We start from the raw sequence: 13,399 nt of genomic DNA, 5'->3' as shown, positions 1-13,399 counted from the left end.
GCCGCAGCGCGCGTCAGCGGTGCTCGAACCGCCAGGGGAGCGAGCCGACGTGGAGGCGGTGGCGCGGACCCTCCTCGGTCTCCTCGCCGCCGTCGTACGCCTCGTCGCCGTGCCACAGCGCGAGCCCGCGCTCGTGGTCCTGCTTCGTCTCGTAGCGCTGCATCTCGCGCGCGCCGAGCGAGCGGACGGCGGCATCGACGGTGGAGAACGCCATGAGGGTGTCGAGCGTCACCCACGTGGGCGGGAACAGCTTGAGGCTCCCCGCCCCGTGCCGCTTGAGCGCATCCGCCGGGCGCAGCCACTCGGAGGCGACCGCCTCGGCCTGCTGCAGCACGACGTCGCCCTCGTGCCCGTGCGCGAAGAAGAACCAGGTGTGGAACTTCGTGGCGAGCTGCTGCGGCGGCGACCAGTGCGACAGCGGCAGCAGGGCGTCGGGGTCGACGATCAGGCCGGTCTCCTCGGCCGTCTCGCGCACCGCGGCGTTGCGGGCGGTGCGCTCCTCGTCGTCGGCCTCGTCGTGCGGCTCGACCCTGCCGCCGGGGAACACCCAGCCGCCGGCGAACGCCCCGCGATCGGGCCGCTGCAGCAGGAGCACCTCGATGGCGCCGGCGCCGTCGCGCGCGAGCACGAGGGTGGCGGCCACGGGGATCTCGGTCACATGCTCACGCTACCGCTGAGGGACCCTCATCCGCCGCTGATCCGCGCGTCATCTCGCGGATCGCGTCGTCGGCGCGGCTGCCGCCGGGCCCGGCTGGATCCGCCGCGTGCAGGTCGGGCTTCTGGGCCGGCACGGCGAGCACCTCGAGCGGCGGCGCGTGCTCGATCGCCGGCTCGAGCCCCTGCAGCGCCGAGAAGCGGCGCGCCTGGGTCACGACATTGCGGTCGAGCGAGGAGTTGAAGGCGTTGTACGCCTCGACGGTGCTGTTGAGGCGCTTGCCGAGCGTGGCGAGGTGCGTGCCCATCGTGCCGAGCCGCTTGTGCAGCTCGCGGCCCACCTCGAGCACCCGCATCGCCTCGCCCGCGAGCTGCTCCTGCCGCCAGGTGTAGCCGACGGTGCGCAGCAGCGCGACGAGCGTCGCGGGCGTCGCGAGCACGACGTTGCGCTCGAAGGCGCGCTCGAACAGGGTCGGGTCGCGCTCGAGCGCCGCGTTCAGGAACGGCTCGGCCGGGATGAACATGACGACGAACTCGGGCGTGCCCGGCACCGCCTCCCAGTAGGCCTTCGAGCCGAGCTGATCGATGTGGTCGCGGAGGTGGCGCGCGTGGGCGTCGAGCCGCTTGTCGCGCGTCGCGTCGTCGCGGGCCTCCATCGCCTCGAGGTACCCGTTGAAGGCGACCTTCGCGTCGACGATCACCTGCTTCTCGCCCGCGAGGTGCACGAGCATGTCGGGGCGCAGCGCGCCGTCGTCGGTCGCGTGGTGCGCCTGCTCGGTGAAGTCGACGTGCTCGAGCATCCCCGCCGCCTCGACGACCCGGCGCAGCTGCAGCTCGCCCCACCGGCCGCGCACCTGCGGCGCGCGCAGGGCCGTGACGAGCTGGCGCGTCTCGAGCGTGAGCTGCTCGGAGGAGGTGCGCATCGCGTGCAGCTGCTCGGCGAGCGCGGCGCCCGCCTCGGCGCGCGCCTTCTCGGCGGCCGTCACCTCGGTGCGCACCGAGTCGAGGGTCTTCGACAGCGGCTCGACGAGCTGCTGCACCGCGGCCTCGCGCTTGGCGAGCTCGGCGGCGCCCTCGGTCTGCGACCTGCGCAGCCGCTCCTCGGCCTGCTCGAGGAAGACGGCCGAGTTGCGCTCGAGGGCCGCGCGGCTGAGCGCCGCGAACTCGTCGGCGCGACGCTGCGCATCCTGCTGCAGCTCGGCGATGGCCTCCCGGCCGCGCTCGCGCTCCTCGACGAGCCGGCGGTGCGCCTCGGCGCGCGCCTCGTCGAGCTGCCGCTGCGCCTCGGCGCGCAGGTCGTCGAGCTGCGCCGCGTGGCGCCGCTCGGCGAGGTCGCGCTCGCGGGCGCGCTCGCCCTCGACGACCTCGAGCCGGCCGCGCACCGCCTGCAGCTCGCCCGCAGCGCCGCTCTGCTCGGCGGCGGCGCGCGCGCGGCCGAGGCGCGCGCCGAGCACGGCACCCAGCGCACCGGCGAGCAGCACGGCCGCGGCGACGACGATGACGGTCAGCGGATCCATGGAGGTATCGCACCACGGGCCACCCACGCCCGGGCGAGCGACGCGCGATCCGCCGCCGACAGGCCGTCGCGCCCGCCCCCGATGCACAACGCAAGCCCATCCGCGATGTCCCGCGGCGGATCGGCTCGACCGCTCCGATCCTCCGCCGAACCGCCGGCTCGGGCTTGCGTTGTGCGCGGGCGGGCGCCGCTGCGGGCCCGGAGGGCTGTCCGCGCCCAGCCCGCGCCGCGTAGGGTCGGGGCATGGTGGAGATCGAGCGCATCCTGGCCCCCAACCCCGGACCGATGACCCTCGAGGGCACCAACACCTACGTCATCGGCGGCGAGATCGTGGTCGACCCCGGCCCCGCCGACGTCGACCACGTCGAGCGGCTCGTGGCGGTGCAGCCGCGGCTGATCCTCGTCACGCACAAGCACACCGACCACACCGAGGCGGCGACCGAGCTCGCCCGCTCGACCGGCGCCGTGCTGCGCGGCCTCGACCCCGACGAGTGCTACGGCGGCGAGCCGCTCGCCGACGGCGAGTGGATCCCGGTCGGCGACGTCGAGCTGCAGATCCTCGCCACCCCCGGCCACACGCACGACTCGGTCTCGATCGTCGTCCCGGGCCGCGCGGTGCTCACCGGCGACACGATCCTGGGCCGCGGCTCGACCGTCATCATGCATCCCGACGGCGCGATCGCGCCCTACCTCGCCAGCCTCGACCGGCTCGAGGCGCTCGGCGACCTGCAGGTGCTGCCGGGCCACGGCGAGCCGCTGCCGTCGGTGGCGGCGGTGGCGCGGGAGTACCGCGCGCACCGGCTCGAGCGGCTCGATCAGGTGCGGGCGGCGCTGCGGCAGCTCGGCACGACCGCGGCCGACGCGTCGGTCGGCGAGGTCACCGACCTCGTGTACGGCGACGCCGACGCCTCCGTGCGCCAGGCCGCCGAGGCATCCGCCGCCGCCCAGCTCTCCTACCTGGAGCAGACCGAGGCCTGAACCGGCCTGCTGCTCGGCCCGCGTCAGCCGCTCTTGCGGCGGTGGACGCGCTTCTGCACGGCGGGGCCCGTGTGGGCCGACTGCACGCCCGAGCTCGCGCTCATGCCCTGGCCGTGGTGGCCGAGCTTCTTCTTGTCGAGCGCCTCGCGGAACTTGCGCCGCTGCGCCTCCTCGGGCGTCTCCGTGCCCTCGGGGGTGTCCTGCGGCGTCTCCACCTCTGCGGGATCGTGTTCGCTCATGACCCCACCTTGCCGCGTGCGGGCAGCGATGTCGAGTCGAGCCGCCCGGCCAGCAGGTGCGCGCGCTCGGACGGGCGGGATGCGTCGGGCACGAAGGCGGCGAGGGTGCGCACGAGCGTGGTCATCCAGACGAAGCCGACGCCCACGGCGATCGCCTCGAGCCCGGCGGCGCTGTAGACGTCGCCGGGCCGCCACAGCAGGAGGGCGACGAGCAGCGCGACACCGGCGCCGACGGTCGTGAGCAGCATCGCGCGCGGCGGCCCCGGCATCACGACGGTGACGACGGCCGCGGTGAGGGCGAACAGCCCGAGCGCGCCGAAGGCGGCGATGTTGTGCGGCAGCGGCGCGAGGTGCAGCGGGAAGAGGCCCACGCCGGCGAGCGCGGCGCCGGTGAGCGCGAAGAGCCCCACGACCCAGGCGATGCGGGGCAGCGCCGCGTCGCCGAGCCAGCGGTGCAGGTCGCGGCCGACGAAGGCGCCGACCGAGCCGACGAGCAGGCCCGCGATCACGACGGTGCCGTTGAAGGCCCACGAGCCCGCGCCGTCGCCCGTGCCGAGGTCGGAGAAGTGTCGCTGCCACCAGGCGGGATCGGCGGCCGTGATCATCCCGAAGAGCGTGCCGATCGTCAGGTACGCGAACAGCAGCGTCGCGAGGTCGCGGGTCGTCAGCTCGACGCCCCGTCGACGCGGCGATGCCCGTGAGCAGCGCGCCGCCGATCGCGGGGGCCTCGAGCCCCTGCAGGCCGAGCGCGAGAATCTCGCCGCCGGTGAGCACCGCGACGTAGGCGACCGCGCCGAAGGCGAGCGTGATCGCGGCGGTCGACAGGTGCGAGACGGTCGTCTGCCAGCCGGGCATCGGCGCGGTCTCGCGCCGGCGGTGCAGGAGCGTGCTGAGCACGAAGGCCGCGGCGGTCACGATCGCGGCGATGCCGGCGGCGGGCTGCGCGATGCCGCCCTCGTCGGCGATCGGGCGCGGCTCGCCCGCGAGCGCCAGCAGGCCGAAGGCCGTGCCGATCCCGAAGCAGGCCCAGGCGGCGGCGATCGCGCGGGACTCCCGACGCGCCTCGGACTGCGGGGCTGCCTTCACGCATCCGATCGAACCATGCCGCGCTGACGACCGGCCCCGATGGGCCCGGGCGCGCGGCTCGAGCGAGCAACAACAACCGATTGACGTTCGATAGATTCCGAGCGAGACTCGATGCATGCTCCGCTCCCGCTGGTCCGTCCTCCTGCTCCGCGTCGCCCTCGTCGTCGCGGCGCTCTGGCTGCTCGTGCTCATGGCGATGTCGCTGCCGGGCGAGCTCCGCGACGAGGCGCCCGCCTTCCGCGTGCCGGCGCAGATCGTGCTCACGCTCGTGCTCGCGAGCGTGCTCGTGGTGATCGTCTGCATCTGGCAGCTGCTGACGCTCGTGCAGCGCGACCGGCTCTTCAGCGACGCCTCGCGCCGCTGGGTCGACGGGATCGTGTGGGCGCTCGCGATCGGCTGGAGCCTGCTCGCGGCCGGGGCGCTGACGGTCACGACGGTCATCTTCCTGACGCCCGAGATCCGCGACCCCGGCATCCCGATGGCGCTGTTCGGGGTCGTCGTGCTCTCGTCGCTGCCGATGCTGCTCATGATCGTCATGCGCGGGCTGCTGCGGCAGGCGACCGGCTACCGCGCCGAGCTCGACGAGGTCATCTGATGGCCATCGTGGTGCGCATCGACGTCGAGCTCGCGAAGCGCAAGCTGAGCGTGGGCGAGTTCGCCGAGCGCGTCGGGCTGACGCCGGCGAACGTCGCGGTGCTGAAGAACGGCCGCGCGAAGGCGGTGCGCTTCTCGACGCTCGACGCGATGTGCCGGGTGCTCGAGTGCCAGCCGGGCGACCTGCTCGAGTGGGTCGACGACGAGGACGACGCGGCCGCTCGCCACGACGACGCCCGGGGTTGATCGCCGGCCGCGGTCATCGCGGCATCCGGTCGTGCGGTGCCTCCTCGTGCGCCGCCACCTCGGGCGTCGCCGCGCGGCGACGGCGGAGCAGCGGCTCGGCCTCGGCGAGCTCCTCCGCGGTCGCGCTGCGGAAGGCGCCCGCCGGGCCGGCCTGCACGGCCCGTCGCCCCTGGCCGCGCGTCGCGACGAGCGAGGCGGCGATCGAGGCGGCGATGATCGTCGCGACGACGACCAGCGACACCGTGGTGGGGATGTAGAGCACGTCGAGCAGCGCCATCTTGGCGCCGACCCAGACGAGCACGAGCGCGAGCCCGACCTTGAGGTAGATGAAGCGGTGGATGAGGTCGGCGAGCAGGAAGTACATCGCGCGCAGTCCCAGGATCGCGAAGGCGTTGGCGGTGAAGACGAGGAACGGCTCGGAGGTGACGGCGAAGATCGCGGGGATCGAGTCGACCGCGAACACGATGTCGGTGACCTCCACCAGCGCGAGCACCGCGAGCAGCGGCGTGGCCACGACGACCCCCGCCCGCCGCACGAGGAAGCGCTGCCCGTAGTACGCATCCGTCATCGGCACGAACCGGCGGAACAGCCGCAGCACGCGCGAGCGCTCCGGGTGCGCGTGCTCGTTCCGGGTGCGCAGCATCTGGATGCCCGTGAGGATGAGGAAGGCCGCGAAGACGTAGAGGATCCACGCGAAGTTCTCGATGAGCGCGGCGCCCGCGGCGATGAAGATGCCGCGGAAGACGAGCGCGCCGAGCACGCCGAGGAAGAGCACGCGGTGCTGGTACTCGCGCGGCACGGCGAAGGCGGCGAAGATGATCGCCCAGACGAAGACGTTGTCGACGGCGAGCGACTTCTCGATGAGGTAGCCGGCGAAGTACTGCTGGCCGTACTCGGCGCCCCAGGTGCTCCAGACGACGATGCCGAAGCTGATGCCCGAGAGCACCCAGACGACCGACCAGCCGAGCGCCTCGCGCACGCCGATGACGTGCGCCCTTCGGTGTGCGAAGAGATCGATCGCGAGCATGGCGATGATGGCTGCCAGCACGGCGAGCCAGGCGTAGACGGGTACGTCCATCGTGTCCTCCAGTTGTCGGTGCAACCGGAGGTCTCGCCCGGGAGCGCGAACCGCGATCCCGGATGCGCCGGAGCCCGATGGCGGGCACGAAGTGACGACGCATCCTGGGGGACTACTCCCCTCCGCGAGCACGGTACCATGCGGGCCTGGCGCCGGTCAACGCTCCCGCGCCGACCCATCGGAACCTCAATCCGAACATCGTTGTGGCTCAGCAGGTGCTGTCGCGCGCGCGTCCGAGCGGAGCGGCAGGACCCGCGCCGCGTATCGTCGCGGCATGACGAGCCCAGACCTCGCGGATCGCGGTCCGCGCGACACCGCAGCACGGCTCCGCGACCTGCTCGCCGAGCTCGAGGACGCCGCCCCCGCGCCCCGCTCCGATCCTCAGGCCGACCGCCAGCTGGCCGTCTGCGCCGAGGTCGAGGCGATCCTCCGCATGCGCTCGGCGGTGCGGGCGGCGCAGCAGGGCGCGTAGCTCCTGCGGCCCGGTCGGCCACAGGAGCGCACCGCTAGCCTCGGCGCATGCGCAACCCCGTGCCCGACCTGCTCGACGAGGTGCGGCGCGCGTGCGTCGACGGCGACGAGGGCGAGCTGCTTGACACGATCCCCGAGCTCGCCGACGCCGATCCCGACCGCTTCGCGATCGCGCTGTGCACGATCGACGGCACCGTCTACGGCACGGGCGACGACGAGCACCGCTTCACGATCCAGTCGATCTCGAAGCCCTTCGCGTACGCCCTCGCGCTCGCCGACCGCGGCCGCGAGTCGGTGCTCGAGCACGTCGGGGTCGAGCCCTCGGGCGACGCGTTCAACGAGATCTCGCTCGAGCAGAACGGGCGGCCGCGCAACCCGATGATCAACATCGGCGCGATCGCGACGCACGCGCTCGTCGGCGAGGCCGGCATGAGCCGCGAGCGTCGCGACGTGCGGGTGCGCGAGGGGCTCTCGGCGTTCGCCGGCCGCGACCTCGAGGTCGACGAGGCGGTCTTCGACTCGGAGCGCTCGGAGTCGAGCCGCAACCTCGCGCTCGCCTACCTCGTGCACGCGCAGGACAAACTCGACGGCGAGCCGCACGACGCCGTGGAGGGCTACATCCGGCAGTGCGCGCTCCTCGTCGACGTGCGCGACCTCGCGGTGATGGCCATGACGCTCGCGGCGGGAGGTCGCAACCCCGTGACGGGCGAGCAGGTCGTGCCGACCTGGGTGTGCACGCAGGTGCTGAGCGTCATGGCGACATGCGGCATGTACGACGCCGCGGGCGACTGGATGAGCACGGTCGGGATCCCGGCGAAGAGCGGTGTCGCGGGCGGCGTGCTCGGATCGCTGCCCGGCCAGGTCGGCATCGGCACCTTCTCGCCGCGGCTCGACGAGATCGGCAACAGCGTGCGCGGGGTGCGGGCGTTCGAGCGGCTCTCGGCCGAGCTCGGCCTGCACCTCATGCATGCGCCCGAGGTCGCCTCGCACGTGCTCTACGGCGTCGTCGAGCCCGACGCCGACGGCGACGGCGTGCGGGAGGTGCAGCTGCAGGGCACGATGCACTTCGCCGCCGTCGAGGTGGCCCTGCGCGAGCTGGAGGAGCTGCCCGACGACGACGCCCCCATCGTGCTCGACCTCTCGCGCACCGCCTCGGCGACCGAGGTAGGCCGACGCCTGCTGCGCGAGGGCGTCGAGCGGATGCGCGAGGACGGCCGTGAGGTGCGGGTCGCCGACCCCGACGGGCTGCTCGACGGTTGAGCCGACACGCAGCGAGCGGGCCGCGCGCCGACGACCGGTCTCTCGTCGTCGCCGGTCCTGTCAGAACGGAAAGACGCCGACCGGCACGCTTGCACCCCATCGCCCGGATGCGGGAAGCGTGCGAGCGATCTCGTCTGCTCGCCGTTCCAGTGCCTCCCGCTGGTACCGGCGACTCTGGCGGGGCTCGCGGGTCGCCGGTTCGGGCCGGGAGCGCGGCATGTCGGTGAAGCGCGGCCCGACCGGCGGCGGCTCATCGACGATCACCTGCCCGATCGGCGAGGTCCAGCGGAGCACCCCTCCTTCGCGCTGTTCGACGCGCCAGCGGGTGTCGTGCTTGAGCGTGTGATCGCTGCGGCAGAGATGCTCGAGGTTGCTGAGCGACGTGCGGCCGCCAGCCGCGAAGTCACGGGTGTGATCGAGATCGGCGCGGAGCACGGCCCGGTCGCAGCCCGGGCCGCGGCATCGCCCATCGCGCGCCCGTAGCCACCTGCGTTGCGCGGCGCTGGAGCGGTAGGTGTCGACCGTGACCGCGACCCCGCTCACCGGATCGGTGAAGAGTCGCTCCCAGGTGTGGGTGTCGCCGGCGATGCGGCGCGCGGTGTCGCGATCGACCAGCACCTTGCCGTCGAGCGCCGCGGGGGAGCGCAGCTCGTGGAACGCAGGGTCTTGCTCGTCGCGATCGTGCAGCAGCTCGGTCGCGGGGATCGTGATCGCCACATGCGCCTTGATGTGCGCCGTGCCGTGCAGGTCTTCGGGAACGACGCCGGCGAGCAGCAGCTCCTGGAATGCGTCCGTCCGGAACTGATCGAAGGTGCGAGGGTCGTCCTTCGGCTTGCTGCGCGCCGCCTGCGTGAGGCGATCGAAGATGGCGGCGCCCTCGAGCGCGGGCACGCGTGCGACGAGGTCGGCCATGCCGTCGCCTGCATCGAACAGCTCGACGCGTCTGCGCTCGCGGGCGGCGTCGTGCCGCACCTGCAGGGGCTCGGTGAGCACGTCGTTCACGATCCGCTTCGCGCGAGAGCGCAGCCGGCTGGTGCTGGTGCTCTCGGCCACTTCGACCAGCTGCTTGACGACTCGCTGCCGCTCGGACGGCTCGACCTGGGCGTCGAGGCGAAGCGCTCGGGTCTCGGCTTCGATCACCCGGAGGTGCGAGGTCGTGATGCGGCCTTGCGAAGCGGCTTCGTGCGCGGCGGGCAGCTCGGTGACGATGGTCCAGGCCTCGGTCATGCGCTGCACCATGCCGCCGCCGGTGAGTCCCAGCTCGACCGCCGCCATCATCGCGAGCTCCTTGACCTTGGGGCCGGCGTCGCCGGCCATGTCGAGCACGCGTTGCATGTGAGCGGCGAGCAGCGCGCGTCGCTCACCCTCGACGCGCGCGGACTGCGCCTCGATCGCTCGGAGGCGACCCACGAACGCCTCGTCAGCGCGCAGGCGCTCGGCGTGCGCGGAGAGCGGCTCGCGAGGCAGCGGCGGGATGGGCGCGCCGCGTGATGCGGCTGCCTCGAGCTCCGCATCGCTCATCGCCGCGATGCGTGCGCTCAGCTCGCGGTCGAACGCGTCGAGCGAAGCCTGCAGCTCGTCGGCGCTGCTGCCGTGCGGATCGACGGCACCGGCGCGGATCGCGGCGATGTACTCCTCGCCGTCGATCTCGAAGCCGTCCATGCAGGCATTGCATCACGGGCCACTGACATGCCCGCCCCGAGCACGTGCTGCTGTCACCCATGGCATAGCCTCGGCGCATCCCGCTTCGCAGGGAGCGCGCGGCACGAACTGAGGACGACGATGACGGCACCTGGGCTCATCCTGTTCGACGTGAACGAGACGCTGTCCGACATGTCGCCGATGGGCGCGGCGTTCGCGGCCGAGGGGCTCGCCCCGCACCAGGTGAAGGAGTGGTTCGCCGGCGTGCTGCGCGACGGCTTCGCAGCTGCCGCGGCAGGCGGCAGCGCGGCATTCGCGGAGATCGCGCGCGATGGCGCGGTGCGTCTGCTCGAGGCCGGTGGTGCGGCGGATGCGTCAGCCTCGGCGGAGCGGATCATGGAGGCCATGCATGGCCTCGACGTGCACCCGGATGTCGCGCCCCGCGTCGAGGCGCTCGCCTCGGTCGCTGAGCTCGCGACCCTCAGCAACGGCGCGGCCTCGGTCGCAGACGGACTGCTGCGCCGCGCGGGCCTGCGGGAGCGGTTCGCTGCCCTGCTGAGCGTGGAGGATGCCCCGGCGTGGAAGCCGTCGCGGGTCGCGTATGCCTTCGCGGCGGATGCCGTCAGCCGACAGCCGGGAGAGATGCTGCTGGTCGCGGTGCATCCGTGGGACATCCACGGTGCCTGTCGCGCGGGCCTCCGCACGGCCTGGATCAACCGTGGCGGCGCGACGTACCCGGCCTACTTCGCGCAGCCGGGGCTCCAGACCTCAGACTTGCCGTCCCTGGCCGATCAGCTGGCCCCGCGCCCGTAGGAGCACCGCCGCACCGGGCAACGTCCGTCTCGGGATCTCCGTCGGAAGACCCCGAGGGTCGTCCTCATCGGCGGCGGTCGGCCCTCGCGCTGCGACCGTAGACGAGCCAGAGCACCGCGCCCTGGACGACCATGAGCAGCACCGTCATCACGAACGTGATCGACATCGCGTCGAGGTTCGCCTCTCCCTCGGTCGAGCGCTTGATGGCGATGCCGAGCGGCTCGGCGAGCGGGTGATAGAGGAAGACGGCGGCGTCGTAGTCGTCGATCAGGCTGTTGAAGTTGAGCGCCGTGATCGCGGCGACGGTCGGCGCGATCAGGGGCAGGACGACGCGCGCCAGTGTCTGCAGCTGGCCGGCTCCCAGGATGCGCGCGGCGTCCTCGACGTCTCGCGGCACCGACGCGAACGAGGCCTTGAGCAGGCGCAGCGTGAACGGCAGCTTGATGATCACGTAGGCGACCAGCAGCAGCGCGACGGTGCCGGTGAGCACCTGGCCGCCGAGGAGGGCCTGCGGTCGGTCGAACGCCATCACCAGACCCAGCGCGATCAGGATCGTCGGCAGGATCCAGGGGATGTGGAGCACGTACTCGATGGCGCTCGAGAGCCAGCCCGGGTGGCGAGTGATGACGCGGGCCACGAAGAAGAGCCCCACGACGGCGATGACGGAGGCGAGCGCCGAGTAGGCGACCGACACCAGGAACGGCTGCAGCGCATCCGCACTCGTGAGCACGGTGGTCCAGTGCTCGAACGTGAGGTCGCCGACCCCGATGGAGCCCGCAGCGATGGCTCGCGCGTCGACGAAGGAGAACAGCACCACGGAGGCGACCGGGAAGACGTAGACGATCCAGAGCGACCACGCGGCGACGTGCACGAGCGTCGAGCCCCAGCGGGTGCGGAACGGCTGCGGCTCGAGCGGGGCCGCGACCTTGGCGACGGCGAAGTAGGTGCCGCTGCGCTCGACGCGGTTCATGACGGCGAGCAGCAGGATCGTCGCGAGGCCGAGGATGATCGCGAGCAGCGCCGCGACGTCCCGCGACGTCTGCGACCGCGAGAAGGTGAGGATCATCGGGGAGACCGTCTGGAAGTCGTCGCCGCCGAGCACGATCGGCGCCGTGAGCGCACCGAGGCCGGTGAGGAACGTCAGGACGGTGACGGCGAAGATCATGGGACGCAGGGTCGGGAGCACGATCCGCCACAGGATGGTCCAGGTGCGCGCACCCATGAGCCGGGCGGCCTCGATCGCATGCCGATCGACCTTCGCGAGGGCCGCGGAGAGGAACAGCATGTGGTTCGTGGTCGTCGCGAACGTCATCACGAGAACGACGGCGAAGAAGCCCGAGAACCAGTTGCGGTCGAGATCCGGCACCCAGGTCGCGAGCCAGTTCGTCACGAATCCGAAGCGGCCGTAGATGAAGTTGTAGCCGGCGGCGAGCACGATGCCGCCGTAGATGAAGGTGGTCGCGAAGCCCAGCCACAGGACTCGCCGCGCGCGCATCCGGAACCACTGCGTGACGAGCACGATGAAGATGCCCACCACGTTCACCGTGATGGCGAGGGTGCACGCCAGCAGCACGCTGTTGCCGAGCGACCGGAGCGCGCGCTCGCTCGAGATCAGCCGCTCGACCGACGAGAGCGAGAGCTGGCCCTCCGGTGCGAAGGTCGCTCCGAGCAGCGACAGGTTGGGCAGCAGCAGGAACGTCGCCGCGAACCAGATGACGACGGCGGCGACGACCAGCGCCAGCGGCGATCGCAGCAGGCCGCGGGTGCTCGCGGTCGTGCGCGTCACGCCGGCGGCCCGTAGCGCAGCAGTGCGCCCTGGTCGACCGCGACGCGTGCCGCGTCGCCGATCTCGAGCGCAGCCGCGGCCCTGCTGGCGCTCGCGGCGAAGATCGGCGCGCCCGCGACCTCGAGCTCGAGCAGCGTCGAGGCGCCTCGATAGGCGTGGGCGCGCACGACCGCCGCTGCGCCACCGTCGTCTGGCAGGTGCACGTGCTCCGGGCGCACCCAGGTCTCGCCTGAGCCCAGGATGCCGAGCTCACGCAGCTGGGGCTCGGTCAGCTTCGTGGCCTCTCCGATGAAGTCGCAGACGAACGGGGATGCCGACTGCTCGTAGATCTCCTGCGGCGTGCCCACCTGTTCGACGCGGCCCTCCGACAGCACGGCGATGCGGTCGCTGAGGGCCAGCGCCTCCTCCTGGTCGTGCGTGACGTAGAGGGTCGTGACACCCAGCTCGCGCTGCAGCCGCTGCAGTTCGCCGCGCAGCTGCACGCGCAGCTTCGCGTCGAGGTTCGAGAGCGGCTCGTCGAGCAGCAGGATGCTCGGCTCGAGCACGAGTGCGCGGGCGATCGCCACGCGCTGCTGCTGCCCGCCGGAGAGCTCGGCGACGCCGCGCTCGAGCTGGGCGGGCGCCAGGCCCACCTGCGCGGCCACGCGGTCCACCCGCTCGCGCCGCTCGCCACCCGCGAGCCGGCGCACGCGCAGCCCGAAGGCGATGTTCTCGCGCACCGACATGCTGGGGAAGAGCGCGTAGCTCTGGAACACCATCCCGATGCCGCGCCGCTCGCTGGGCAACCGGGTGACGTCTCGCTCGTCGACGAAGAGGCTGCCGGAAGTCGGTTCGATGAAGCCCGCGAGAGTGCGGAGGGCCGTGCTCTTGCCGCACCCGGAGGGGCCGAGCAGGGTGAAGAACTCGCCCTCGCGGATCTCGAGGTCGAGCCCCTCGAGCGCCACGTGGCCCTCGTACTCCACGCGGACGCTGTCGAATCGGATCATGGTCGCTCCTCGTGGGCGCGGTGAGGGGCGGGAACGGCTGAGCCGCCCCCG

The 13,399-nt window shown here is 72.6% G+C and carries 15 protein-coding genes; 7 read left to right on the top strand and 8 right to left on the bottom strand.

Annotated elements, in window-relative coordinates; genetic code table 11:
• Positions 1-13: 13 nt before the first annotated feature.
• Complete coding sequence (locus MU522_RS04210) at positions 14-658, bottom strand: NUDIX hydrolase (protein ID WP_146354743.1); 645 nt, start codon at positions 656-658, stop codon at positions 14-16.
• A 4-nt stretch (positions 659-662) separates the two neighbouring features.
• Entirely contained in the window at positions 663-2,171 is a 1,509-nt protein-coding gene (gene rmuC, locus MU522_RS04205) for a DNA recombination protein RmuC (RefSeq protein WP_246992709.1), read from the bottom strand.
• 242 nt (positions 2,172-2,413) lie between these two features.
• Here rmuC and MU522_RS04200 point away from each other — a divergent pair, with 242 nt between their 5' ends.
• A complete protein-coding gene (locus MU522_RS04200; RefSeq protein ID WP_246992707.1) occupies positions 2,414-3,148 on the top strand; it encodes an MBL fold metallo-hydrolase in 735 nt (244 codons plus the stop codon).
• A gap of 23 nt (positions 3,149-3,171) precedes the next feature.
• Here the strand turns inward: MU522_RS04200 and MU522_RS04195 are convergent, their stop codons facing one another.
• Together MU522_RS04195 and MU522_RS04190 are read right to left on the bottom strand one after the other, a co-directional pair.
• Complete coding sequence (locus MU522_RS04195; protein ID WP_128189974.1) at positions 3,172-3,387, bottom strand: DUF5302 domain-containing protein; 216 nt, start codon at positions 3,385-3,387, stop codon at positions 3,172-3,174.
• The gene (locus MU522_RS04190; protein ID WP_246992705.1) at positions 3,384-3,992 is read right to left on the bottom strand and encodes a DUF998 domain-containing protein; all 609 of its coding nucleotides are present in this window, start codon (positions 3,990-3,992) and stop codon (positions 3,384-3,386) included. The genes MU522_RS04195 and MU522_RS04190 overlap by 4 nt, the downstream gene beginning before the upstream one ends.
• Between MU522_RS04190 and MU522_RS04185 the strand changes: the two genes are divergently transcribed.
• From MU522_RS04185 to MU522_RS04175, 3 genes are all read left to right on the top strand, one after another.
• Positions 3,985-4,500: a hypothetical protein gene (locus MU522_RS04185; protein WP_246992703.1), complete on the top strand. Its 516-nt coding sequence runs from the start codon at positions 3,985-3,987 to the stop codon at positions 4,498-4,500. The genes MU522_RS04190 and MU522_RS04185 overlap by 8 nt on opposite strands.
• A gap of 88 nt (positions 4,501-4,588) precedes the next feature.
• Positions 4,589-5,068, top strand: coding sequence for a DUF2975 domain-containing protein (locus MU522_RS04180; protein ID WP_128189972.1), 480 nt, complete (start codon positions 4,589-4,591; stop codon positions 5,066-5,068).
• Positions 5,068-5,313, top strand: a complete 246-nt coding sequence (locus tag MU522_RS04175) for a helix-turn-helix transcriptional regulator (RefSeq protein ID WP_246992701.1) — start codon at positions 5,068-5,070, stop codon at positions 5,311-5,313. Before MU522_RS04180 ends, MU522_RS04175 begins: the two co-directional genes overlap by 1 nt.
• 13 nt (positions 5,314-5,326) lie before the next feature.
• Here the strand turns inward: MU522_RS04175 and MU522_RS04170 are convergent, their stop codons facing one another.
• Positions 5,327-6,391, bottom strand: a complete 1,065-nt coding sequence (locus MU522_RS04170) for a TerC family protein (protein ID WP_246992699.1) — start codon at positions 6,389-6,391, stop codon at positions 5,327-5,329.
• Between the two features lie 274 nt (positions 6,392-6,665).
• Here MU522_RS04170 and MU522_RS04165 point away from each other — a divergent pair, with 274 nt between their 5' ends.
• Together MU522_RS04165 and MU522_RS04160 are read left to right on the top strand one after the other, a co-directional pair.
• Positions 6,666-6,863 carry a hypothetical protein gene (locus MU522_RS04165; RefSeq protein ID WP_246992697.1) on the top strand — a complete coding sequence of 66 codons (198 nt, stop codon included), beginning with the start codon at positions 6,666-6,668 and terminating at the stop codon, positions 6,861-6,863.
• A 47-nt stretch (positions 6,864-6,910) separates the two neighbouring features.
• Positions 6,911-8,122 carry a glutaminase gene (locus MU522_RS04160; protein ID WP_246992695.1) on the top strand — a complete coding sequence of 404 codons (1,212 nt, stop codon included), beginning with the start codon at positions 6,911-6,913 and terminating at the stop codon, positions 8,120-8,122.
• A 60-nt stretch (positions 8,123-8,182) separates the two neighbouring features.
• Here the strand turns inward: MU522_RS04160 and MU522_RS04155 are convergent, their stop codons facing one another.
• Complete coding sequence (locus MU522_RS04155) at positions 8,183-9,784, bottom strand: HNH endonuclease signature motif containing protein (protein WP_246992693.1); 1,602 nt, start codon at positions 9,782-9,784, stop codon at positions 8,183-8,185.
• 120 nt (positions 9,785-9,904) lie between these two features.
• On the opposite strand from MU522_RS04155, the gene MU522_RS04150 reads away from it, so the two are divergent.
• Complete coding sequence (locus MU522_RS04150) at positions 9,905-10,576, top strand: haloacid dehalogenase type II (RefSeq protein WP_281440035.1); 672 nt, start codon at positions 9,905-9,907, stop codon at positions 10,574-10,576.
• Positions 10,577-10,640: 64 nt separating this feature from the next.
• Here MU522_RS04150 and MU522_RS04145 read toward each other — a convergent pair whose 3' ends face one another.
• Together MU522_RS04145 and MU522_RS04140 are read right to left on the bottom strand one after the other, a co-directional pair.
• Complete coding sequence (locus MU522_RS04145; protein WP_246992689.1) at positions 10,641-12,362, bottom strand: iron ABC transporter permease; 1,722 nt, start codon at positions 12,360-12,362, stop codon at positions 10,641-10,643.
• The gene (locus MU522_RS04140; RefSeq protein ID WP_246992687.1) at positions 12,359-13,348 is read right to left on the bottom strand and encodes an ABC transporter ATP-binding protein; all 990 of its coding nucleotides are present in this window, start codon (positions 13,346-13,348) and stop codon (positions 12,359-12,361) included. The genes MU522_RS04145 and MU522_RS04140 overlap by 4 nt, the downstream gene beginning before the upstream one ends.
• Between the last annotated feature and the right edge of the window lie 51 nt (positions 13,349-13,399).

Origin of the sequence: Agrococcus sp. SCSIO52902, from assembly GCF_022983135.1 — a bacterium.
GTDB lineage: Bacteria > Actinomycetota > Actinomycetes > Actinomycetales > Microbacteriaceae > Agrococcus > Agrococcus sediminis.
Note: the sequence above shows the minus strand (reverse complement) of the source record. Positions and strands in the feature narration are given on the sequence as shown.

What these genes read in the sequence shown, in the direction of transcription:
- rmuC (WP_246992709.1), bottom strand. Translation starts at nt 2,171, where the DNA reads ATGGATCCGCTGACCGTCATCGTCGTCGCCGCGGCCGTGCTGCTCGCC.
- MU522_RS04200 (WP_246992707.1), top strand. Translation starts at nt 2,414, where the DNA reads ATGGTGGAGATCGAGCGCATCCTGGCCCCCAACCCCGGACCGATGACC.
- MU522_RS04195 (WP_128189974.1), bottom strand. Translation starts at nt 3,387, where the DNA reads ATGAGCGAACACGATCCCGCAGAGGTGGAGACGCCGCAGGACACCCCC.
- MU522_RS04190 (WP_246992705.1), bottom strand. Translation starts at nt 3,992, where the DNA reads ATGATCACGGCCGCCGATCCCGCCTGGTGGCAGCGACACTTCTCCGAC.
- MU522_RS04180 (WP_128189972.1), top strand. Translation starts at nt 4,589, where the DNA reads ATGCTCCGCTCCCGCTGGTCCGTCCTCCTGCTCCGCGTCGCCCTCGTC.
- MU522_RS04175 (WP_246992701.1), top strand. Translation starts at nt 5,068, where the DNA reads ATGGCCATCGTGGTGCGCATCGACGTCGAGCTCGCGAAGCGCAAGCTG.
- MU522_RS04170 (WP_246992699.1), bottom strand. Translation starts at nt 6,391, where the DNA reads ATGGACGTACCCGTCTACGCCTGGCTCGCCGTGCTGGCAGCCATCATC.
- MU522_RS04165 (WP_246992697.1), top strand. Translation starts at nt 6,666, where the DNA reads ATGACGAGCCCAGACCTCGCGGATCGCGGTCCGCGCGACACCGCAGCA.
- MU522_RS04160 (WP_246992695.1), top strand. Translation starts at nt 6,911, where the DNA reads ATGCGCAACCCCGTGCCCGACCTGCTCGACGAGGTGCGGCGCGCGTGC.
- MU522_RS04155 (WP_246992693.1), bottom strand. Translation starts at nt 9,784, where the DNA reads ATGGACGGCTTCGAGATCGACGGCGAGGAGTACATCGCCGCGATCCGC.
- MU522_RS04150 (WP_281440035.1), top strand. Translation starts at nt 9,905, where the DNA reads ATGACGGCACCTGGGCTCATCCTGTTCGACGTGAACGAGACGCTGTCC.
- MU522_RS04140 (WP_246992687.1), bottom strand. Translation starts at nt 13,348, where the DNA reads ATGATCCGATTCGACAGCGTCCGCGTGGAGTACGAGGGCCACGTGGCG.